The sequence below is a fragment of the Pseudoalteromonas sp. RB2-MNA-CIBAN-0110 genome, from assembly GCF_040309305.1.
Classification (GTDB): domain Bacteria; phylum Pseudomonadota; class Gammaproteobacteria; order Enterobacterales; family Alteromonadaceae; genus Pseudoalteromonas; species Pseudoalteromonas arctica.
Window position 1 is genome coordinate 53,525 of record NZ_JBEOOQ010000022.1, and the last position, 21,229, is coordinate 74,753.

Annotated in this window: 22 protein-coding genes and 1 tRNA gene; 9 read left to right on the forward strand and 14 right to left on the reverse strand. The window is 37.9% G+C overall.

Annotated elements, in window-relative coordinates:
• Nucleotides 1-3: 3 nt before the first annotated feature.
• The 4 genes from AAEY68_RS12100 to AAEY68_RS12115 are packed head-to-tail and all read right to left on the reverse strand — an operon-like array spanning nt 4 to nt 3,553.
• The gene (locus AAEY68_RS12100) at nt 4-465 is read right to left on the reverse strand and encodes a response regulator (protein WP_002958089.1); all 462 of its coding nucleotides are present in this window, start codon (nt 463-465) and stop codon (nt 4-6) included.
• A complete protein-coding gene (locus AAEY68_RS12105; RefSeq protein WP_024593307.1) occupies nt 466-1,950 on the reverse strand; it encodes a sensor histidine kinase in 1,485 nt (494 codons plus the stop codon).
• A 38-nt stretch (nt 1,951-1,988) separates the two neighbouring features.
• Complete coding sequence (locus AAEY68_RS12110) at nt 1,989-2,198, reverse strand: histidine kinase dimerization/phospho-acceptor domain-containing protein (protein WP_007581523.1); 210 nt, start codon at nt 2,196-2,198, stop codon at nt 1,989-1,991.
• A 14-nt stretch (nt 2,199-2,212) separates the two neighbouring features.
• Nucleotides 2,213-3,553: a sigma-54-dependent transcriptional regulator gene (locus AAEY68_RS12115; RefSeq protein ID WP_024593308.1), complete on the reverse strand. Its 1,341-nt coding sequence runs from the start codon at nt 3,551-3,553 to the stop codon at nt 2,213-2,215.
• Between the two features lie 232 nt (nt 3,554-3,785).
• Here AAEY68_RS12115 and AAEY68_RS12120 point away from each other — a divergent pair, with 232 nt between their 5' ends.
• A complete protein-coding gene (locus AAEY68_RS12120; RefSeq protein WP_197116562.1) occupies nt 3,786-4,301 on the forward strand; it encodes an NUDIX hydrolase in 516 nt (171 codons plus the stop codon).
• 217 nt (nt 4,302-4,518) lie between these two features.
• Nucleotides 4,519-5,895: an NAD-dependent succinate-semialdehyde dehydrogenase gene (locus AAEY68_RS12125; protein WP_024593310.1), complete on the forward strand. Its 1,377-nt coding sequence runs from the start codon at nt 4,519-4,521 to the stop codon at nt 5,893-5,895.
• Nucleotides 5,896-6,645: 750 nt separating this feature from the next.
• On the opposite strand, the gene AAEY68_RS12130 is transcribed toward AAEY68_RS12125, so the two are convergent.
• The 4 genes from AAEY68_RS12130 to AAEY68_RS12145 all read right to left on the reverse strand — a co-directional run bounded on the left by AAEY68_RS12130 (nt 6,646) and on the right by AAEY68_RS12145 (nt 9,006).
• Complete coding sequence (locus tag AAEY68_RS12130; RefSeq protein ID WP_029751226.1) at nt 6,646-6,960, reverse strand: hypothetical protein; 315 nt, start codon at nt 6,958-6,960, stop codon at nt 6,646-6,648.
• 261 nt (nt 6,961-7,221) lie between these two features.
• The gene (locus tag AAEY68_RS12135) at nt 7,222-8,295 is read right to left on the reverse strand and encodes an endonuclease/exonuclease/phosphatase family protein (RefSeq protein WP_024593313.1); all 1,074 of its coding nucleotides are present in this window, start codon (nt 8,293-8,295) and stop codon (nt 7,222-7,224) included.
• 23 nt (nt 8,296-8,318) lie between these two features.
• A complete protein-coding gene (locus AAEY68_RS12140; protein ID WP_024593314.1) occupies nt 8,319-8,681 on the reverse strand; it encodes a hypothetical protein in 363 nt (120 codons plus the stop codon).
• A gap of 76 nt (nt 8,682-8,757) precedes the next feature.
• Entirely contained in the window at nt 8,758-9,006 is a 249-nt protein-coding gene (locus AAEY68_RS12145) for a TIGR03643 family protein (protein WP_007581511.1), read from the reverse strand.
• A gap of 123 nt (nt 9,007-9,129) precedes the next feature.
• Here AAEY68_RS12145 and AAEY68_RS12150 point away from each other — a divergent pair, with 123 nt between their 5' ends.
• From AAEY68_RS12150 to AAEY68_RS12160, 3 genes are all read left to right on the forward strand, one after another.
• The gene (locus AAEY68_RS12150) at nt 9,130-9,819 is read left to right on the forward strand and encodes a substrate-binding periplasmic protein (RefSeq protein WP_024593315.1); all 690 of its coding nucleotides are present in this window, start codon (nt 9,130-9,132) and stop codon (nt 9,817-9,819) included.
• 29 nt (nt 9,820-9,848) lie between these two features.
• The gene (locus AAEY68_RS12155; RefSeq protein WP_024593316.1) at nt 9,849-10,505 is read left to right on the forward strand and encodes a YoaK family protein; all 657 of its coding nucleotides are present in this window, start codon (nt 9,849-9,851) and stop codon (nt 10,503-10,505) included.
• Between the two features lie 74 nt (nt 10,506-10,579).
• Entirely contained in the window at nt 10,580-12,640 is a 2,061-nt protein-coding gene (locus AAEY68_RS12160; RefSeq protein ID WP_350585995.1) for a TonB-dependent receptor, read from the forward strand.
• A 16-nt stretch (nt 12,641-12,656) separates the two neighbouring features.
• Here AAEY68_RS12160 and AAEY68_RS12165 read toward each other — a convergent pair whose 3' ends face one another.
• Entirely contained in the window at nt 12,657-13,448 is a 792-nt protein-coding gene (locus tag AAEY68_RS12165) for an AraC family transcriptional regulator (protein ID WP_007581507.1), read from the reverse strand.
• A gap of 106 nt (nt 13,449-13,554) precedes the next feature.
• Here AAEY68_RS12165 and AAEY68_RS12170 point away from each other — a divergent pair, with 106 nt between their 5' ends.
• Complete coding sequence (locus tag AAEY68_RS12170; protein ID WP_024593317.1) at nt 13,555-14,751, forward strand: MFS transporter; 1,197 nt, start codon at nt 13,555-13,557, stop codon at nt 14,749-14,751.
• On the opposite strand, the gene AAEY68_RS12175 is transcribed toward AAEY68_RS12170, so the two are convergent.
• From AAEY68_RS12175 to AAEY68_RS12190, 4 genes are all read right to left on the reverse strand, one after another.
• Complete coding sequence (locus AAEY68_RS12175) at nt 14,740-14,961, reverse strand: hypothetical protein (protein ID WP_007581505.1); 222 nt, start codon at nt 14,959-14,961, stop codon at nt 14,740-14,742. The genes AAEY68_RS12170 and AAEY68_RS12175 overlap by 12 nt on opposite strands.
• Nucleotides 14,962-15,057: 96 nt before the next feature.
• Nucleotides 15,058-15,471 carry a GFA family protein gene (locus AAEY68_RS12180; RefSeq protein WP_007377055.1) on the reverse strand — a complete coding sequence of 138 codons (414 nt, stop codon included), beginning with the start codon at nt 15,469-15,471 and terminating at the stop codon, nt 15,058-15,060.
• A 234-nt stretch (nt 15,472-15,705) separates the two neighbouring features.
• Nucleotides 15,706-16,998, reverse strand: a complete 1,293-nt coding sequence (locus AAEY68_RS12185) for an amidohydrolase (RefSeq protein WP_010553117.1) — start codon at nt 16,996-16,998, stop codon at nt 15,706-15,708.
• A 401-nt stretch (nt 16,999-17,399) separates the two neighbouring features.
• Nucleotides 17,400-18,389: a fatty acid desaturase gene (locus tag AAEY68_RS12190; protein ID WP_024593318.1), complete on the reverse strand. Its 990-nt coding sequence runs from the start codon at nt 18,387-18,389 to the stop codon at nt 17,400-17,402.
• A gap of 534 nt (nt 18,390-18,923) precedes the next feature.
• Between AAEY68_RS12190 and AAEY68_RS12195 the strand changes: the two genes are divergently transcribed.
• From AAEY68_RS12195 to AAEY68_RS12205, 3 genes are all read left to right on the forward strand, one after another.
• A tRNA-Leu gene (locus tag AAEY68_RS12195) sits at nt 18,924-19,008 on the forward strand.
• A 146-nt stretch (nt 19,009-19,154) separates the two neighbouring features.
• Nucleotides 19,155-19,634, forward strand: a complete 480-nt coding sequence (locus AAEY68_RS12200) for a hypothetical protein (RefSeq protein WP_350585996.1) — start codon at nt 19,155-19,157, stop codon at nt 19,632-19,634.
• Between the two features lie 4 nt (nt 19,635-19,638).
• A complete protein-coding gene (locus AAEY68_RS12205; protein ID WP_350585997.1) occupies nt 19,639-19,842 on the forward strand; it encodes a hypothetical protein in 204 nt (67 codons plus the stop codon).
• A gap of 180 nt (nt 19,843-20,022) precedes the next feature.
• Here AAEY68_RS12205 and AAEY68_RS12210 read toward each other — a convergent pair whose 3' ends face one another.
• Entirely contained in the window at nt 20,023-20,892 is an 870-nt protein-coding gene (locus tag AAEY68_RS12210; RefSeq protein WP_350585998.1) for a hypothetical protein, read from the reverse strand.
• Between the last annotated feature and the right edge of the window lie 337 nt (nt 20,893-21,229).

A 21,229-nucleotide genomic window follows, 5' to 3' on the forward strand; every position in this document is an offset into this window, starting at 1 on the left:
CCATTAATCGTTAAATGTTGTCGGTAGCTCTACAAACTCTACCCAGTATTTTCCTAGCGTTTTCATCAAATCAACTAAACCATCAAACGTCACAGGCTTTGTAATATAAGATGCAGCACCTAAGTTATACCCTTTAACCATGTCTTCTTCTTGCTTAGACGTAGTTAAAATAACAACCGGAATTCCCTTTAAGTTAGGGTTCCCTTTTATAGCTTCAAGCGCTTCACGACCATCCATTCTTGGCATGTTTAAATCAAGTAATATCAATCCTGGTCGTGGCGACACTGTTTTGTCTTCAAACTTACCTTTACGTTCTAAATATTCAAGTAACTCAACGCCATCTTCAACAAAATGAAGCTCGTTAAGTACACGGCTTTCGGCAAGGGCATCTTGTGTTAACAAACGATCATCTTCATCATCGTCTGCCATTAAAATAGTAATAGGTTTTACTTTTGAATAGGGCATTTAAGCCTCTCCTTGCAATGTGAAAAGCGCAGCTTCCACAGGTAGTTTTATAATGAAGGTTGCACCTTCACCGTCTTTACTTTTTGCTGTAATTGTTCCGCCGTGGCGCTCCACAATACGCCTACATACAGAAAGGCCAATACCTGTGCCTTTATATTGTGAGCGACCGTGCAAACGTTGAAACGGTACAAATATTTTATCGGCATAGTCCTGTGAAAAACCAATACCGTTATCTTCTATAGTAATAACTTGAAAGCTCAAATTGGTATTATGATCCTCACTAAAAATATCTTTATCTTGATAACTAATTTTTATATGTGGACTTACACCTGGGCGCCTAAATTTAACAGCGTTCGACAACAAGTTTAAAAACAGCTGCTGCATTTGGCTTTTATCAGCCTGAATAACCGGTAAGTCTTCTACATCAATTTGTGCATCTGACTCTTTTATCGCAATTTCTAAATCACTTAATATATCGGTTACTACTTCGTTTAAATTTGTATCATCGAAGTCTTTACCGCGTGTTGTAATACGCGAGAACTCTAATAGGTCATTAATTAAGTTAGACATGCGTTGCGCTGCATTTTTCATGCGGCCAATGTAATCAATCCCTTTTTCACCCAGCTCATCTTTAAACATTGTTTCTAGGCGGTCACTAAAGGCTTGAATTTTTCTAAGCGGTTCTTGTAAGTCATGACTTGCTACAAAAGCAAATTCTTCAAGCTCTCGGTTACTTCGGCTCAGTTCGTCAGAATACAACGTTAATTCTTGCGTACGCTCAGACACTTTAGTTGCTAAAGTCTCGTTTTGTTTCTCAAGCTCAAAACGATACTTAGCTGCATTTCTTAAATTAAGACGTGTCATTACAAACATACCAATAATAAGTAATAAGCTTGTGATTGCTGTAATAGCAAACGTGATTTTAGCTTCATTCTTAATTTGCGCTAACTTTGAAAAATGGCTCACTTTAAAGAGTAATTCACGGTCTTGAATTTCATTAACATACTCTCTAATTTGCTTATAAAGCTCCCGACCTTTATGTGTATTTAACACATAAATTGCACGTCGCTCTTTGTCATCTAAAGCAAGATTAACCGTTTGTTTTAGCTCTTTAATTTTGCTATCAACTAGTACTAACAACTGAGCAATACGCTCAGCTTGGCCGTCAATCTCAGAGTGTAGTGACTTAACATGATCTGTTTGCGCTTCAATTTGTCCAATAGCATCGTAATAAGGCGTTAAATAATCAGTCTCTTCTGTTAATAAATAACCGCGCTGACCCGACTCAGCCTGAACTACTGATAAATGCAGTTGCTCAATTCCCGTTGTCAGCATATTAGTATTGTCTAAACTCTTTTGGGTTTGCGTTAAACCTTGAATCGTATTCAATGCTAAAACTGCGTTACCTACAATAATACTTAACACAACAACTATAAAAGCTGCCCAAGTAACATTCGCTTTACCTTGCTGTTTTTGCTTGCTCATTTAGCTTCCCGAATTAGAGTTTGTACAACACTTACTATTTATTGAGAGTCAGTTATTTTTTGTAAACTTTCACTACACTGTTGGCAATTGTTAATAATTTTATCAAGTGCATCTAGCGCTTTTTCTTTTGGCATATCGTTTTCAAGTACCAACTTAATAAGCTCTGCATTCATCGATATACGATTAAGCGGCGCTCTTGCATCGTGTACTAATTTGTTTAGTTGCTCTGTTTGGTTATCGGATGTCATGCCCTTCCTCAAATCTATTTATATTCGCCAATACCGCCATATGCATTAAGGCGGTTATAAAGTGTTTTGGTGCTAATACCCAGCATTTGTGCAGCAAGCGTTTTATTACCTTGCACCTTATCAAGCGTTGCATGAATAAGTTCTTTTTCAACTTCTTCAATGGTTTGTCCTGCTGATACTGGCTTTTCGGCCGCTTGGTTATTAACGCGCGAAAAAGGCGACTCTAAGCTATCAGGTAGAGTAATGTCGCTGGTTTGCGGATCGCTCATAATAAATGCACGGTGTATAGCGTGGCGAAGCTCTCGCACATTACCGGGCCATTCATAGCTTTGCAGTTCTTTGAGCTGCGTTGGCGTCCAACTAAATGGGGTACCGTTTTCATCATTAAGTTGATCTAAAAATGCTTTAGCTAATAAAGGAATATCTTCTTTTCTATCGCGAAGTGGCGGTATATCAATAGGAAAAACAGCCAACCTAAAGTAAATATCTTCACGAATAATATTATTTTGCGCTAAATCAGTAAGCGAGCGGTTAGTGGCTGAAATAACACGACAATTGGTTGGTATTTCTCTGTTACCACCTACGCGTGTTACTTTTTTAGTTTCAAGCACTCGCAGTAAATTTGGCTGCATATCAATTGGCATTTCGGTTACTTCATCTAAAAACAAAGTACCGTTATTTGATTGCTCAAACACACCTTCTTTACGTGCTATTGCGCCTGTAAATGCGCCTTTTTCGTGGCCAAATAACTCACTACCAATTAACTCTTTTGAAAGTGCGCCACAGTTGCTAGCAACTAATGGGCCTTCGCACTGGCTTGCGTTATGAATAGCTTGAGCCACTACTTCTTTACCTGCACCACTTTCACCCATAAGCATCACGTTAGCGTTTGTTTTAGCTACGCGTTCAATCATGTTGTATAGTTTTTGCATTGGCTCAGACTCACCAATTAACCCACCAAAGTGACGTGTAATACCGCTCGACTTGGCTTTTTTAACTGTTTTTTTAGGGCCATTTAAAACGAGTTCTAAATCTTCGCGTTGTAATGGTTTTAATAAATGCCCTACATTTGGCTCACACATTTCAGCTAAAATGCCTTTAACTGAAGGATGACCCGATATAAGTGTAATTTTTGGGGATTGCCCAATCGTTTTTAAATGATCAAGTAAGTGCAAACCGCTACCATCAGGTAACATAAAATCAAGTAGCACATGGTCAAAGGTATTATTTTCAAACCATTGATGTGCTTCTTTTAAACTGGTGGCGGTACTTATATTGTGGCCGAGGAATTCGACTATGTGGCAAACAACGTCACTAAATTCAACGTCATCGTCTACTAAAAGTATGTCTAACATGATAAATCCCTATGCTTTTTTTCTTATTCTACGCATCCTAAATATTAATTTAAAGGCATGCCTAGAATCTAATTACTTAAATAGCTAATTAATCCAATGCTATTTATTTTAACAACCTTATATTTACGTATGCTTAAAAAAATCGATCATAAAATATAAAAATAATTAAAATCGTTTCTATTTATAGAATGGTAGCAACTGTTATTATCAAAAACCTAAAAAAGGAGACGAAATGCAGCAATTAAAAACCTTAATTCATTCAGGTATTAATATTGACCACGGTAGTCAGTTTACGCGCTTAACAGCTCGCGCCATTGTTATTAAAAATAATAAAATACTTTTAATGTATACAAGCCGCTATGAAGATTACAGCTTACCTGGTGGTGGAGTAGATGAAGGCGAAAGTATTGAACAAGGCTTAATTCGCGAACTAAGCGAAGAAACCGGTGCACAACAAATAAGTGTAGTTAAAGCCTTTGGACTCTATGAAGAGTATCGCCCTTGGTATAAAGAAGACTTTGATATTATTCATATCAAATCGTATTGCTTTGTATGTAATATTGCCGACGAGTTTGGCAAAGCACAGTTAGAGCATTATGAGCAGCAAAATGGCATGACTGCTAAATGGGTTGATATTAACGATGCAATTGCTCATAACGAGCGCACACTTGCTAACAGTGAAAAACAAGGACTCTCCATTTTACGAGAAACCTACCTATTAAAGCGCATTGCTAAAGAACTTCTATAAGTTGAATAAGCATGAGCAGTCAATCTTGTAAATTTTGCATCAATCAGAACTTTTTACTGCTTTGGGTAATATATTCATAGTAGTAAAAAGTTATTAGCAGAATAGAAAACCAAAAATAGACATTACATTTCAATAGCTTGAATTAATTAATGCTGTTTTTTTGATATTGGCTTTCGTTTTGCACTATCACCATTACATAATTTGTAAGGAGATAGAAATGAGTAACACAGTTAAAACGATTAATCCGGCAACTGAGCAAACCATTGAAACCTACACGCTACTTTCTCAAAAAGAAGCAGAACAGGTAATCGAAAAATCTCACGAAACATATTTAAAATGGCGCTTAACGTCGTTCACTGAACGTGCGAGATATCTTAATAAGTTAGCCTCACTTTTCGAAGAGCAAAAAGAATCTATCGCAAAACTCATGACCGAAGAAATGGGTAAAGTATACGAGCAAGGCTTTGAAGAAGTTGAACTATGTGCAGGAATTTGTCGTTACACAGCCGAACAAGGCCCACAAGTACTTGCTGACGAAGAACGTGATATGGACGGCGGCCGTGCAATTATCAGCTACCAACCAACAGGTGTACTGTTAGGTATTCAACCGTGGAACTTCCCGCTTTATCAGGTAATTCGCTACAGTGCTGCCAACATAATGGCGGGTAACACAACCGTATTAAAGCATGCTGGTAACGTATTTGGCATGGCTGAAAAAATTGAAGAGCTATTTAAACAAGCTGGTTTCCCAGAGTACTGTTTCAGCAACTTACTCATCGACGGTAAAACCGCCAGCTCACTCATTGCGCACAAAGCAATTAGCGGCGTAACCTTTACGGGTAGCGATGCCACAGGTAAAAAAGTAGCTGAAGAAGCGGGTAAACACGCTAAAAAGACAGTGTTAGAGCTTGGTAGTAATGACGCTTACTTAGTACTCGATGACGCAGATTTAGAGCTTGCAGTTAAAACCTGTGTAACAGGTCGCATGATCAATAACGGCGAAACGTGTGTTTCAGCTAAACGTTATGTTGTTGTTGAGTCACTTTACGATGACTTTAAAGCACAAATTAAAGAGCAGTTCGAAGCCATGAAAATGGGCGACCCAATGGCAGATGACACAGACTTAGGTCCAATGGCCCGTGAAGATTTACGCGACGGTATTCACGACCAAGTAATGGAATCAGTTAAAGCAGGTGCAAACATAGTAACGGGTGGCGAAATACCATCGCAAACGGGCTATTACTACCCACCTACTCTACTAGATAACCTATCACCTGGCATGCCGGCCTACGACGACGAATTATTTGGCCCTGTCGCTTCGCTTATTAAAGCCAAAGATAACGACGATGCTATGCGCATCGCCAACGATTCTCGCTACGGTTTAGGCGGTGGTATTTTCTCAAAAGACGAGAAAAAAGCCATTGAGCTTGCTAAAAAGTACTTCGACACCGGCATGATCAACATTAACGGCTACGGTTTAGCACAACCTAACTTACCATTTGGTGGTGTTAAAGGTAGTGGCTACGGCAGAGAACACGGCGGTTTTGGTATGCGCGAATTTGTTAATGTTAAAAGCATTATGATCGCTAGCTAATTTAGCTGCATAAATGAAATAAGTGTTTTAAATACAGATTTTTAATACGTGTTTAAAATACAAAAATTATTAAGCCTAAAAGTGGGTAACCGCTTTTAGGCTTTTTTATGACTTTTAGAAAGTAGTTTTCAGGAGGCAGTACTTAGTTTTTAGTAAGAGACAGTACCGAGTTTTAGATATATTCGTAGGGGCGATTTTACATCGCGCTTTTAATCTGAGGAGTCAAAGACTGCAAACATAGCCTTCAATGGGGAATAAATATCGTGGTCTAATTTTATATTTAATCGTAGACACTTATATCACCTAAGTGTTTAGTCGTTTTTCAATGCTCTAGCTAAATCATTTACTGCGGCCTGAACAACTAGCCAAGAAATATCACATGTATCTGCATCAGGGTACATTTTACTAGCCATTTGCTCATAAGGATGTATTAGATTTCGGGACCCTCAAAGTGCATGAGAGGACTGTCTAGTATTTAAACCTAACCAACCTACATGATGTGTTACATCAATTACTATTTTTCGCTTACTAGCGTTACTTATAGCTGGCTCTTGGTATTTTACGAGAAAGTTTGATGAGGAATGGAGAATGATTAGGTAATATTTAGCTAGGTACTCAAAGCGCTTTTTCTCAAGCCCTAGTATTAGAAAAGCTATCGAACGCTTAGTGAATAAACTAAATTGCATAATAATCGAGTTAATTCGTTTATCTGATTTATATTTTCCAACTTCAATAAACTTTGTGCCCATTTTACGTTTCGTATTTTGCTGGAGCATCCATAAAGTGAAAACTGCCCCAGAGTAATAGTAAAAAAAACATGGGCAGAGAAGCCAATATAAGGTCATATTCTACAAAATTGTCGCTAAGCCAATAGCATCCAAAAAACACCATGGGATATATTAAAACGCCCCATAGAAAAAATTTATTCATGATTCTATTAAACAATGGAATATTAATACTAGGCTTACTTCCTAAGCCCATAAGACTAGCGATAACTGCAAATGGGTATACAAGTAAAGGAATAGCACCTAAAACCAATAAAGTAAGCCGAAAAAACTCAAACATATAATCGAACATCCAACGTTTTGAACGTTTTGAACGTTTTGAACGTATTAACGCTATTCTCAATGACTAAAAAGTACAAACAAGGTAAGTTAATTGCCAGCGCTTATTTTGAGAGCTTTACCACTCTTTACTTCTAAGAAAACAAGTATATATATTAAAAATAAAGTATAAACCAAATAACACAGTAACAATTCAACACAAGTCAGGCTTCAGCTATTAATAACTCAATGCTTTATATAAATACCGCTATATCTAACGTTACTAATCAAACCTCGGCACTTTTCGCTTGTCGGCCTTACTCATAGCAAGCTCTTGAATTTCTTCTTGCTTGTGCTGCGCCGATTTAGTTTCTAATGATTGCTGATTAGCGTTTTCGTAAGAAAGCTCAGTGAGTAGCGCAAAGTGATCTGAGCCATATTTAGCTAAGCGCTTAATACGCTTTACTTTAAAGCCTTCGCTGTGAAATAAATGATCGAGCGGCCAACGCATAAAAAAGTAGCCTGCATGAAAGGTATTATAAAAACCACGGCCTTTTCGAGGGTCTAAAAAGCCACTTATTTGCATAAACAAACGGGTGCTGCGCGACCATGCTACGTCGTTTAAATCTCCGGCAACTATGGTAGGCCGTGTAGGGTTTTTAAGTGCTTTAGCCACCATTATTAGCTCTGAGTCGCGCGGACGCGATGAGTCTTCCTCAGTCGGGCTTGGCGGTGCGGGGTGAATAAAGTGCCCTTGCATTTGCAGGCCTTCATCGTTTTCAAATAAAATATGAATTGAGGGAATATCTTCTTCTATAAGCTCACATATTTGTGCATCGAGTATTTTAAACTTGCTGTATAAGTGCATGCCATAACGATTGTCTTTAGGGCATTCTATGTAATACGGGTAATTTTTTTTAATGACTGATAATTTATTTTCCCACCAGCTATCGCTCTCAAGCGTAATAAGTAGGTCGGGTTGATGCTCATCAACAAGACTAATTAACTGCTCACTTTTATGGTTCGACATAAGTACATTTGCCGACATAATTCGAATGCTATGGTCGATGTGCTTAGGTGCGCTTTGCACTTCTTTTTTAGCAAGCCACGTATACGGGTAAATCCATTTACCTTGTAAAATCATTATAAGTAATGAGGTTAAGGCTATAAATACATAGCCTATTGCGCTACTTTGCCATAATAAAAACAACGAAGTAACAGCTACAAAACTGGCAATATAAAATACCTGCAAACGAACAAAGTCGCAGCTACGCACTAAATAATGCTGGCTGTACGACATAGGTAATAAGGTAACCAGTAAAAAAAAGCCAATAATTATAGCCAGCGCAATAAGCATTTTAATATCCTTATAAAGTTAATTTAGCGACTTAAAATTGAAAGTATTTCTCGAGTATCGTGCACCATATGGATAACTGTACGGTCTATTTCAATACTCACTGTACCATTATCTCTAGAGCGTTCAATCACTCTACCTCTTTTGTATAAATCGCGTTCTAAAAAGTCGCCTCGATGATAGCTTTTACTTAGCCCTGGTGGCGTCCAACCTGCGCGAATTAACTGCTTTGCCTCTTTTTTAGAAAGGTAGTCATTGTCGTTATGCTTATATGAATGATGCTTTTTATGGCCGTGTTTATGACCATGCTTATCTTTATGCGGTTTTGCGTCTGCGCTTATTGAACATAAAGCCAATGCTATTAGTGCTGTGTATGTTAGTACTCTCATAAATAATCTCTAGCATAATTAATAGCTAAAGATTAACAAACACGGATGAACATCATATGAAACAACTAACACCTATTTAACGTTGTTTATATTGTGTTTTACAGTGGCTTCGCATAATAGCGGGATCGCGTAATTTTAAATGTTTTGTTTTACGACCTGCATGGCGCTTACGCCAAACTTTAAAACTGCCTTTTGAAACATTGTCTCGCATAAAAACCACCAGCTGCGGATACTTTAATCCGTATAGCTGCTCTATAGCCTCGTAGGGGGTTCTATCTTCCCACGCCATTTCGATAATGCGTGACTGCTGCTCTGCGTTAAACATGGTATATCTCACAAAATTTAAATTATACGCTAGGTAAAAATACTTAGATCAATGCAATTAAACTCAGTAACTGTATAATTGGCGTTCAAGTTATGTACTTTAAAAGATATCGAATTTATATTTATGCGCGCAATACTCCTGTTTTTAGCTTTAACTTTACCTTCGTTATTACTTGCAGCGCCAAGTAAAACCCTGCGCTGCGTAACAACCCACTACCCGCCTTTTACTATATTTGATGAGAAAAGCGATAAGTTCACAGGTTTAGATATTGAATATTTAACGTTTATTGAGCGTAATTTAAATCTTAAAATTGACGTAATTCATCTGCCATGGGCGCGCGTTAAAAAAGAAATGGCGCTGGGTTACTACGACTGCTATTTCTCTTTGGCCAATACAGAGGAACGTGCAAAGTATTTAGATTTTACAAGCGTGCCCTTGCATACTACTAAGTATGGTTTATTTACTTTAAACAAAGATAAACTGCTCACTGACGACTTATCAAATACCCCAATAGCTATGCTGCGCGGCGTTGCTTTGCCTGAGGTTATTGCTAAAAAGTACAGCCTTGATGAGAGTAATCTACTTCGTTCACTTTCAACTAAAGACACTTTTGAGCTACTAGAAAAAAAACGTGTTGAATACGCAATAACTAACTATCAAGCAGGTTTGTGGTACTCAAAAGAATATAAAAACATTTATGCTCGGCAATTAAATGAGTTTACGTTTCCTACTTACATTGCTTTTAAGCGAGGCGTAATTGATACAAAATTAGTTGATGAGCAAATAAAACGTTTTAAAGCACAAACTCAATAATTAACACTGCACACGTTAAGAGATAACCAATGTTTACAAAACTACCAAAGTGGGTTGAATATGGCGCGTTTACGCTCGCATTTCTAGCGGGCGTAGTAAACGCTGTAGGCTTATTAGGATTTGAGCACCAGGCTATTTCGCATGTATCTGGCTCTGTTACTTTACTTGGTATTAAAGTAATAACTAACCCCAGCACTGCCTTATTGCTACTTTCAATAATTATTAGCTTTATGTTGGGTTCTGCACTGTCGGGCTTTTTGCTCTCTGGTGGCTCTTTAAAACTTGGTCGTCATTACGACACTTTGCTTTTTATTGAAGGGTTGCTACTACTTGCGAGTGCTTATTTACTCAAAAACACATTCGTTTACGGCATTGTTTTAACGTCTGCTGCGTGTGGGTTACAAAATGCGCTAGCAACTAATTACAGTGGTGCTGTTATACGTACGACACATTTAACCGGTATTTTTACTGACCTTGGTTTAATGCTAGGTAAAGCTCTTAAAGGTGAGCAATTTGATACTCGTAAAGGGGTTATGTTTTTACTCATTATTGCAGGCTTTTTACTAGGCGGTATAACCGGTTTTGTTTTATTTGAGCATTACTTAGTGCTGGCTTTGGTGTTTCCTGCTGTAGCTTGTTTTGTTTTATCAATTACGTATCGGGTTTATAGGTTACGTACGCTTTAACGCAACGAGTTTAAATGCATATTAAAACCGCATATTATAGAGGTAATGCAATATAGATTACTTTCAAGGAATGTATGAAACCTTATTTTTTGCCGCTGATATTACCCTTTAGCCACACTGCGTTTGCCGATAATCAAAACAACGATGTAATAGAAACCATAACTACTACGGCATCACGTATTGAAGCACTATCGACCACACTCCCTTTATCAATAAGCACACTAACGCAAGCGCAGCTAAATAGCATAGCGCCTACCCATATTGAAGAAGCTCTGCAACGTGTAGCGGGTGCTAATATTCAACGCGGAAATGGCCAAGAGTATTTACCCGCGCTTCGCTCACAAGTGCTTTCGGGCGCAGGCGCTTGTGGTGGCATATTGACTTTGGAGGATGGCATACCACTTAGAGCCGCTGGGTTTTGTAATATAAACGAGCTATTTGAGGCGCACAGCGAAATGGCGCAGCGCATTGAAGTATTAAAAGGCCCTGGCTCTGCACTTTATGGCTCAAATGCTGTGCATGGTGTTATTAATGTAATAACGCCCGACACTACTCAAGGCGGTGGTTTAGTTGGTTTAGATTATGGCTCGTACGGTTATACTCGCTACAAATTACGTGCAGGACAAGATTACGGCAACAGCGGCATAGGCATTAACGCAAGTGTTACCGACGATAGCGGTTACCGCGACGACGAAAGCGTAGAGCAACAAAAAGTTAATATTCGCCATCGCTATTCAAATAATAATTTATTACTTACCTCTGGGCTTACTTACACAAACCTAGATCAGCAAACTGCGGGATTTATTACGGGCTTTGAAAGCTATAAAAACGAAGCCCTCTCGCAAAAAAACTTTGACCCAGACGCATTTAGAAAAGCACGCGCATTTAGAGCATGGAGCAATGCAACATGGCAATTAAATAACAATGATGTGCTCTCTACTACGTTATATTTTCGCGACCAAAGCATGGACTTTTTTAAGCACTTTTTGCCCGGCACACCGCTTGAAAAAAACAGTCAAACTGGTTTTGGCGTACAATCGCTTTATCAACATAATTTACAAAGTAATATAAAAATAAACCTAGGGCTTGATGGCGAATACACGCAAGCCGACTTTACTCAAAGCCAAAACGAGCCCACTCAAGGTTCTGCATTTTTAGTTGCTACAGTGCCACAAGGTAAGCATTACGATTACGATGTAAACGCGACGCTTTATGCGCCTTTTGCATCTATTGATTGGCAATTAAATAAATGGTTACTTACTGCAGGTGTACGCTACGAGCATATGCAGTACGACTACACCAATAATATGCTAGCAGGCAGAACAAAAGACGATGGAACAGAATGCGGCTTTGGTGGCTGCCGATACAGCCGCCCAGCGAGTGCTAAAAATAGTTTTAGTAATTTATCGCCAAAGCTTGGGGTTAGTTATCAGTACAATACAAATAACACGCTTTATGCAAACTTTTCTCGCGGTTACAGAGCGCCACAAGCGGCTGAGCTATACCAATTACAACGCGAGCAAACCACTGCAAATTTAAGCGCCGAAATAGCCAATAACGCAGAGCTGGGTATTAAAGGGATTTACGAAAAACTACGTTATGGTGTGTCACTTTACGCTATGAGTAAACACAATACGATTTACCGCGATAGCGACTTTTTTACGGTAAATAATGGCAGCTCTCGCCATCGTGGTATTGAGCTTGAGCTTGACTACCAGCTCACTAAGTCGCTTGCGCTTAACTTTGCTGGCACTCACGCAAAGCATACTTATACTAACAACCAAATACTTAACGGTTTAAATATAAACGGCAACGACATAGATACCGCGCCGCGTAATATTGCTAATATCGATTTAACATGGAAGGCATTAAACAACGCGCAATTTGCTTTGCAGTGGCACCGCGTTGGTAACTACTACACCGACCCAGAAAACTTAAATAAATACCAAGGGCATGATGTTTTAAGCCTGCGCGCTCAGTGGCAAGTTACTAATAACCTTGAAGTGCTTGCCCGCATTATAAATTTAACCAATGAGGCTTATGCAGAGCGCGCCGATTACACCAGCTTTACCGGCGACAGGTACTTTCCTGGCAAACCGCGTAACGCGATGTTATCAGCGACCTATACTTGGTAAGCTTTTAGCTATCAAGTTAATTTAACTGATTTAAGTCGCTCATGTATTTCATGGGCGATTTTTTCATTACCTTTTTAAACATAGTAATAAATGCACTCACCGACTCATACCCTAATAACTCCGACACCTGCTGCACACTTTGCTTATCAGAAAGCGCTTTTAAGGCTGTAATTATATGCAATTGCGTACGCCATTTTCCAAATGTCATACCGGTTTCTTTTTTAATTAACCGCGCTAATGTGCGCTCAGTTAATGCAAACTGCTTAGCCCATTGTGGTAATGTTTTTCGGTTATTAGGCATATTTATAAGCTGATCGCTCATGGTTTGAATTACCTCGTTTTTAGATAATACAAAATCGAGTGGTTGTACTGGCATTTCAATAAGTTGATCAAATAACACCTGCGCTAAACGCGCTGTTTTACTATTTAAAGTATAGTGCTGATTATGCCCAGCCAACTCACACATTAGCTCTTTAACCAGCGGCGTAATAGCTAACGTACAGGTATTTAGCGGCATACCATTTTTACTGCTATCAATAAATAAATGACAAAGCTGCGCGTTATCAGACGCCCTATTACTATGCACTTTTTGTGCTGGGATCCAAATTGCACTGTGCGTAGGCACCATCCACATTTTTGCCGACACTTCACACGTTACATAACCATGTAGCGCTAAAATTAATTGCCCTTTTGGATGGGTATGCAGTGGTATTTCGTGACTGGCATGGGCATGCTCTATTTTGGCTATTATGGGCTGCGCCATAGTTTCAAAATTTTTAATGTCGTCCCAGCCAATTGCATCAAACATAGTTTTGTCTGTTTTTAGTTATTTAATGTCATTATCTCTAAATTATAGTTTTTGCTAAGCCTTTATACTAGCGCCCATTAAGTATTAGCTTTAATGGTCTTCCCTTTTGTTAAATAACACACCTAAATCACGCTTTGCTGGCATATTACTTGTGCTTGGCATATTACTTATTGCCGCAAATTTACGCGCCACATTTACAGGTATTGCACCTGTGCTTGAACAAATTATTAATCACTTTGGGCTTAGCGCATCGCAAGCTGGGTTTTTAACAACATTGCCACTCATTGCCTTTGCGGTTGTATCGCCAATGGCCGCAACTCTTGCTAAAAAGCAGGGGCTAGAGCGCACCTTGTTTGTGGCTTTGTTATTTATACTTGCAGGGGTTGCAGCGCGGGTAATAAATACCTCAGCCATGCTTTTTGTAGGCACCGCTATTATTGGTGTAGGTATTGCCATCGCAAACGTATTATTACCAAGTTTAATTAAGCGCGACTTTCCTGCAAAGGTTGCGTTAATGACCTCTGCCTACGTGCTTACTATGGGCGTGGTATCGGGTGGGTTTTCCACTTTGGTATTTCCGCTTAGTCAGTTAAACGGATTAGGATGGCAACTTGCGCTGGGCTCATCAGCTCTTATTACTCTGGCGAGTATTATTGTATGGATCTCGCAATTAAGTAAGCACACAAAACCCGCGAGTATTGCTCAACACGCTGACACGTCAAAAAGTGTATGGCGCTATTTACTAGCATGGCAAATTACCCTACTGCTGGGCTTAAACTCGTTTTTAAATTATATAATTATTACGTGGTTACCAAGCATATTAACCGAAACCGGTCACTCAGCTACCCAAGCAGGTGCTTATCATGGTGCTTTTCAAATAGCGACTGCATTACCGGGTTTAATATTAATTCCGTTACTTGCCAAATTAAAAGATCAAAGCGCGCTTAGCTTTATTTTAGCCATGTTGAGTGCACTTAGTGCATTGGGGCTGCTTTACATGCCTAACTTTGCTTTTGTTTGGACCCTAATGTTGGGCTTTTGCTCTGGAGCGTGTTTTATATTGGGGCTGTCGTTTATTAGTTTGCGAACTGACGATTCGCAACAAGCAGCGTCGCTTTCAGGTATGTCGCAAAGCGTAGGTTATTTACTCGCGGCTATTGGTCCTATGCTCGCTGGTGCATTACACACGACTACGGGAAGTTGGAGTGCGCCATTATGGCTGTGCGCTATTGCCGGAGTACTGTGTGCATTATGTGGTTTGGGCAGTGGTAAAAACACCACTTTAGCTAAATCAGCTAACTAGCTGCTGTAACCACGAAAATAAACCAGACGAAGTTTTGTTGCTCGTGTGTTTTTGCTCATAGCGTTTATTAGTTGCTTCACGCTGTTCACGGCGCTCTTGTGCTAAATTAGCTTTTGCAGCAAAACGCAAGCGCTGCTCTTGAGTAAGCTCATCATTAAAACTAATGGCTGTTTTTTTCACTGCTCGACTGCTTTTAGGTGAACTACACATATTATTCTCCAAATGACTGACTTATAAGTAGACAGTCATTTGGTTAAATAAATTTCAAACCGCTTACTAAAAAGTAATACTGATAACCCCAACTAACTAGTTTTGTGGGGTTGTATCAAACGCAGGTACTTCGTGTAAGCCGCTCAACCAGCTCAATGTTGATTTAGCCCAAATTTGTGCTGTTGGCGTAAATTGATCACGCTGATCAACCGCACCAATACGCAAACCATATACACGGTCAGCTTTAGCTTCGTTAGTTGCATAAAGTGTTGTACCACATGTGCCGCAAAAACCTTGCGCACGCTTGTTACCACTTTGCGCTGTTTTAACAAACTCTTTTGGCTCACCTTGGGTAAATACTACCGAATTTGGCTCTGCAATTATAACGGCTCTAAATGGGCCGCTCGACATACGTTGGCAATCGCTACAATGGCAAACAAGTGCATTATTATTTTGAGACTTTGCTTGGTATTTAATTTCACCACAGTAACAGCTTCCAGTAATTTCCATTATTTAAATCCTTAATGCTTATGAAGATTGAATCGAGATATAAGACCGGCAGTATCGATTCATTATTTTTAAAATATAAAAAAACTGCTCGCCGGTTCATTTGTATATTCGGTTAGGTTTTTAATTTTTGAAAGTGATTTTTAAAAGTTGAGCAAGTGCTACAAACATGATCCGATGTTTTAAATAAAACAGCAATACCACGTTAAGCTAATAGCGTAACGTGGTGCGTTTAAGCTATCTTTTATGTGCGTTTAAATAATCAACAGCTAACAGGCTAAGCGCCTTAGTGCCTACTTTAAACGATGATTCGTCGGCATAAAAATAAGGTGAGTGATTACTAGCCACTGTATTTAAATCTTGCTCACTTGGTGTGCCGCCTAAAAATACAAATACACTCGGCACTTCTAATGCGTAAAACGAAAAGTCTTCTGCGCCGGTTATTTTTCCCATTTCAACTACGTTTCCATTACCCGCTGCTTTTTTAAGGCTAGGTAACATTTGCGCAGTTAACTTTGGGTTATTAATCGTTACCGGATAACCTTCGTGAATGTGTACCTCTGCAGTTGCACCCGACGATTTAGCAATGTGCGTGGCTGTGGTTTTTATTTTTTCAAATATTTGTGCTCGGTTATCCATATCAAAGTTACGAATTGTACCTACCATTTCAACTTCTTCAGGAATAATATTATTGCGTACGCCTCCCGCTATTTTTCCAAACGAGACAATAGCGGGCTCTTTGGTAATGTTGATTTGGCGACTAACAATATGATTTACGCCTGTTACTATTTGCGCAGCTGCGGCAATTGGGTCAACCCCTGTCCACGGTGCAGAGCCGTGTGCCTGCTTGCCATGTACAGTTATTTCAAATCGGTCTGCACTGGCCATTGCAGGGCCACTTCTATAACCAATTTTACCGCTGTGCAAACTAGATGTTATGTGTAACCCAAAAGCAGCTTCTGGTTTGTATTGTTTAAATATGCCTTCTTTAAGCATTAACTCAGCGCCACCCTCTTCCCCCTCAGGTGCGCCTTCTTCTGCAGGCTGAAATACAAACATAATATTACCGTGTAGCTCATCTTTCATGTTTGCAAGCACTTGTGCAGCGCCCATTAGCATAGCCACGTGCGTGTCGTGCCCACAAGCATGCATTATGCCTACATCTACACCACGGTAATTAGTGGTTTTAGTTGATTTAAAATCAACATCGGCTTTTTCAGTAACTGGCAGCGCGTCCATATCTGCGCGTAGCATTACTGTTGGGCCTGGCTTTGCACCTTTTAATAGCCCCACAACACCTGTATAAGCAATCCCTGTTTGTACTTCCATACCCAGCGACTTTAAGTGCTTAGCGACAATACCTGCTGTGCGGGTTTCGCGATTTCCAAGCTCAGGGTTTTGATGAAAATCACGTCGCCAATCAATAACCTGTTGCTCTACCTTTTTCACTTGCTGATCAATGTTTGCATTGGCATTAAACGCACTAAGGGCAGCAAAGCCCAGCGCTATTGAAATTAGTGATTTTTTCATCCTGTTTGTCCTTATTATATTTATTGGTTTTATAATATTGATGAGCACGAGCCCTTATGTATTATTGAGAACATAATTAGTTTGCTCTATAACCACTATTACTGAAGGCTCTACAATAATCAATCCCATTTAAGCTAGATGCCCAACTATGAAGGGCCACTTCACTTTTCACTGGTTTTATCTATTTTTAGTTTGAAGTTTTAGCGCTAATTAAGCCTACCATTTTTGTTTTTATTGATTTAAAAATGGCATTGAATAGTCAACCAACGCACGTAAAGTGAGTTTTAATAAGCGCGGTGGTGGATAGAAGAAGTTAACGAGTAATAGGCTTGGTACATAATTGCTATTCAAACTATAAAATAAGAATAGCAATGTAGAACCTCCCCTTATGTTGGGGGTAATTATTTAAATGCGTTAGCATTTTTTATGCTGTCAAAATCGTTAAAGCGCACGTTGTGTTGCGCCATTACTTTAAGTATTTTTTCACTTAGCATTTGGCGTAAATAAAACGGCTGATTTGGCACAAAATGGTGGATAGTATGCGTTTTACCAAAGTTAAAGCAAAACAAGTTAAACGGCACAAATAAACGACTCGTTAGTACATGAGTTTGTTCAAGCATATTATTAACGCCGCCATAGTAATGCATGCTTGAGGTAACAAAATTAAGCGAGCTTGAGCGAATAATATTAGGCACAATGAGCACAACCATTAAAAATTCAAACACGTTCATTATACTTAGTACCCAGCTAGGCGAATTTAGCGAAAGTGGTATAAATAAATCAACAATATGAAATAAAATAACGCTATATAAAATAGCGAAATACGCAGTCGCTATCGGAAATCCCGCATTAAAAACACTCGAAAAACTAAAGCCATTAATTTCTTTTCTAAAACGTTTAGTAGAAATAACTAACCCTAATAACCCATCTACAATAACTAGCGCACGTAAAAATGGATTTTTAATACCGTTACCCACCAAGCGTTCTTCTAGGTCTTGTTGTGTGCCTGAGGTTTTGTGATGGTGTAAATGCATTTTACGTCGGTACCATGGGCTAATAGTATTTGGCCGCATTAACCATACTGTTAGCATCATAAAATTATGCATGAACGGCTGATTACTAAAGTATTGTTTATGTATGAGGTCGTGCTCTAACTCATGGGAAATAGACGCTGCAATAGCCGCAAGTACTATACATACCCAAGCAGGTATGATGGCTAAATAATATAAAACACCAACACCAATTAATGCGCTAAGCGATAGCAATAAAATAATTAACCCTAAGGTATTTTGATGTGCAAGTAATGGGTACTTTTGACGAAGTGATGCTTCCTCTGCCTTAATTGCTTTCACAATCGATTGAATGTTCTGTTTGGCACTTAATTGAGTCATATATAATGTCTTAAAAACCTTGTTGTACAAATAATACCTGAATTAAGCGCAACATCGGGATAAAGCAGGAATATTTATTGTAGTACGATTAACTATTACCAATAGTTCAATTGCTTATTTATTCAATCGCATAACAAGTTTAATAGCACTCATAACCCAAAATATTCGCTTTATATATCAGCCCAAAAAGACTTAAAAAATTTACCTGTGGAGTATCCTTGCTATAAACGATTAATTATCAACCAGTTGTTTATGTAAATAAAAGAAAAGGCTTGCCGCCCCCTCTTTTGTTTGTATAATGCGGATACAGAATAAGAGGTATATAAGTATCCTTTTTATTTTAAGTGGTTTTTCTTTATCTTTTTATGCTTAAAAGATTAAAGAAAAATTATGCCAGCGTGATGAAATTGGTAGACATGGGGGATTCAAAATTGCTTGCTTCTATATGTATTATCAATTATTATAAAGTTAATACAAAGGCTTAAGTGCTAAACAAGCTATATAAAAATGTTGTATAGAGTTGTATAAAAAATTGCGGGTGTGGTGGAATCGGTAGACACGCTAGATTCAAAATCTGGTTTCGAAAGAAGTGCGAGTTCAAGTCTCGCCACCCGCACCATATTTAGAGAAAACCGTCATTTGTGGCGGTTTTTTTGTATCTAAAATATTTCACTTCGTATATTTACAATTTTTTAAGTCCCTCATAGAAGTTTTTTGTCCATTTGTTATGATGTGCTAATCATTATTTCTAATATTGGAGGTTACGTGTCAAATGTAAATCGTTGGTCTAAGCAAACAATAGCTTTGCTTTTCTTATCCGCAATTATTGCTACATTCGGCATTAGATATGCGATTGACAATAAAGAAGTTAGGTGGTCTAACGATCTCCAACAATCATCAAAAGAAAATAATAAAGTTGTAGCTGATTTTTTTTGGAATAAAGGGGAGTCTTTGTTGCGTTTTTTGGTTGATACTAATAAATGTCCAGAAAGGACTGAATTTGAAAATATTAATATTCTTGTTTCAGGCTCTACATATAATTATCGTTATGCTTGTAATGATGATGGTTACATTATAATAGGCCCTAAAGGTTATGAATCAGCAGCGAGATCTATGAATAAGTTTGAAGTTTCAGAGCGTTATGGTAATAATGTAGTCGTTGAATTTTGGGGAAATACTTATACTTTTGACGCTTCGGGGTTCTCTGGGGCTGTGGTTGAATCTAATAAACGATATAGAGGGTAATTGAATGAAATCTTTAAATGAGTTAAAAGAAATAAAGGTAAGCTGTGAAACAAAGCGAAATAAATTTTCAGAAGATCACCCTGAATATAAACGACTGTCTCAGTGTATAACATCGCTTAAAAAGCAGATTGAAGAAGCTTATTATGAAGCATACAGCGAGCCAGTATCAGGAGATGACGGTTATTTAGGTGATGGGGTTTATAAATAATAGAAAATATAGCACTGAATTATTTACAGGCTCCAATAAAAATTAGCTATAAGGCGTATATCTTGATCTATCTTGATCTATTTCGATTTTTCGGGAGTAACGGTTCAAGTCCGTTCTCGGACACCATTAAAGCTTTTTAAAACCCCAGAAAATCACTTCTTGCGAAGCAAATCCCTTTTGTTATATATATCTTTTATAATCTGTATGTCCGATCTTTGAAATCGGTTCTTGATGTTCTTCTAATATTTCATCAAGATCAGAAACATCAAATGTATTATCTATTTCAATATCAGATACTTTTTTTATTTCTACATCATTAATCTCTTGTTCTGATAGTTCCCAAGGTTTTTTTAATGGTTCTGTTTTTTCTATGATTTTATCCGTCTTTTCAACTTCAACATTTATGGTTTCATAATGAAACTTATAATGTTCGGGTAATTCTTCAGCACTTTTTGAAATAGGATGTTTATACTCAAATTTTATATTTTCTAATTTTGAAAATGCTTGTTTAATTTGTTTTATTTTTGCCGTTCTAGGTAATTTTTTAGTAACATCTAAATATTTCAAAAGGTAATTCAGACTAAAATATGGCTTCGGGTTATTTGGTGTGCTTGGGTAAATAGACGTTAATATTGCTAACTTAGTCGTTTTTAAATCTTTATGTTTTTTTAATTCCATAAGATTTAGGTTGGTAAAGCCACTTTTTAAAGTTTTGATATATTTAGCTGAAAGTTCGAATGATATTTCTTTGTCATTTAAAGTTAAAATGTCAAAAAATGGACTGTTAAAATCATTAATTATTTCTAATAATTTTGTTTGATTTAGTGATTTTCTCGGTATAAAACTATTGTCGCTTAAAAATCCTTTTATTGAAAAAATTTGTATTCCTTTCTTTTTGTTTTTCTTGTAAATCATCGTAGATTTAGCTAATAAGGCTATGAAAAGTTTTAGCTTGATATTGGTATCGAAGTTTAATAGTTCGTAATGCAAAGGGTTTTTTGTATTCATAATGTCGTTTGGAACCGCCATAAAATATTTGTTATTATTCATTTGTTTCTCTCTTAATTTAGTTGAATTAAACGCTTAAACTTCAATAATTAAGAAGAAATACAATAATATTTTTACACCAACTTACTTTACAATATTTAAATAGGTGATAAATATATACTTATCTCGCAACAGATGAAGTTCAATTTAATCAAGCCACCGCCAAGTGGCTTTTTTTACGTCTTAATTTTATTAAATAGGATTTTAAAGATTAGTCAAATTAAAAATAAAAAGTCCTAAGTCATTACCCAATAAAGCCCTAACTATTAAGCGACAATTACGGTGGCCGGTCTAGCGACAATTATCTTGGCCGGTTGATCTGATAAGGTTCGGTACAGCA

Bases quoted from the DNA above. Each gene is read 5' to 3' on its own strand.
- AAEY68_RS12100 (WP_002958089.1), bottom strand. From the start codon at position 465: ATGCCCTATTCAAAAGTAAAACCTATTACTATTTTAATGGCAGACGAT.
- AAEY68_RS12105 (WP_024593307.1), bottom strand. From the start codon at position 1,950: ATGAGCAAGCAAAAACAGCAAGGTAAAGCGAATGTTACTTGGGCAGCT.
- AAEY68_RS12110 (WP_007581523.1), bottom strand. From the start codon at position 2,198: ATGACATCCGATAACCAAACAGAGCAACTAAACAAATTAGTACACGAT.
- AAEY68_RS12115 (WP_024593308.1), bottom strand. From the start codon at position 3,553: ATGTTAGACATACTTTTAGTAGACGATGACGTTGAATTTAGTGACGTT.
- AAEY68_RS12120 (WP_197116562.1), top strand. From the start codon at position 3,786: ATGCAGCAATTAAAAACCTTAATTCATTCAGGTATTAATATTGACCAC.
- AAEY68_RS12125 (WP_024593310.1), top strand. From the start codon at position 4,519: ATGAGTAACACAGTTAAAACGATTAATCCGGCAACTGAGCAAACCATT.
- AAEY68_RS12130 (WP_029751226.1), bottom strand. From the start codon at position 6,960: ATGTTTGAGTTTTTTCGGCTTACTTTATTGGTTTTAGGTGCTATTCCT.
- AAEY68_RS12135 (WP_024593313.1), bottom strand. From the start codon at position 8,295: ATGCTTATTGCGCTGGCTATAATTATTGGCTTTTTTTTACTGGTTACC.
- AAEY68_RS12140 (WP_024593314.1), bottom strand. From the start codon at position 8,681: ATGAGAGTACTAACATACACAGCACTAATAGCATTGGCTTTATGTTCA.
- AAEY68_RS12145 (WP_007581511.1), bottom strand. From the start codon at position 9,006: ATGTTTAACGCAGAGCAGCAGTCACGCATTATCGAAATGGCGTGGGAA.
- AAEY68_RS12150 (WP_024593315.1), top strand. From the start codon at position 9,130: ATGCGCGCAATACTCCTGTTTTTAGCTTTAACTTTACCTTCGTTATTA.
- AAEY68_RS12155 (WP_024593316.1), top strand. From the start codon at position 9,849: ATGTTTACAAAACTACCAAAGTGGGTTGAATATGGCGCGTTTACGCTC.
- AAEY68_RS12160 (WP_350585995.1), top strand. From the start codon at position 10,580: ATGAAACCTTATTTTTTGCCGCTGATATTACCCTTTAGCCACACTGCG.
- AAEY68_RS12165 (WP_007581507.1), bottom strand. From the start codon at position 13,448: ATGTTTGATGCAATTGGCTGGGACGACATTAAAAATTTTGAAACTATG.
- AAEY68_RS12175 (WP_007581505.1), bottom strand. From the start codon at position 14,961: ATGTGTAGTTCACCTAAAAGCAGTCGAGCAGTGAAAAAAACAGCCATT.
- AAEY68_RS12180 (WP_007377055.1), bottom strand. From the start codon at position 15,471: ATGGAAATTACTGGAAGCTGTTACTGTGGTGAAATTAAATACCAAGCA.
- AAEY68_RS12185 (WP_010553117.1), bottom strand. From the start codon at position 16,998: ATGAAAAAATCACTAATTTCAATAGCGCTGGGCTTTGCTGCCCTTAGT.
- AAEY68_RS12190 (WP_024593318.1), bottom strand. From the start codon at position 18,389: ATGACTCAATTAAGTGCCAAACAGAACATTCAATCGATTGTGAAAGCA.
- AAEY68_RS12205 (WP_350585997.1), top strand. From the start codon at position 19,639: ATGAAATCTTTAAATGAGTTAAAAGAAATAAAGGTAAGCTGTGAAACA.
- AAEY68_RS12210 (WP_350585998.1), bottom strand. From the start codon at position 20,892: ATGAATAATAACAAATATTTTATGGCGGTTCCAAACGACATTATGAAT.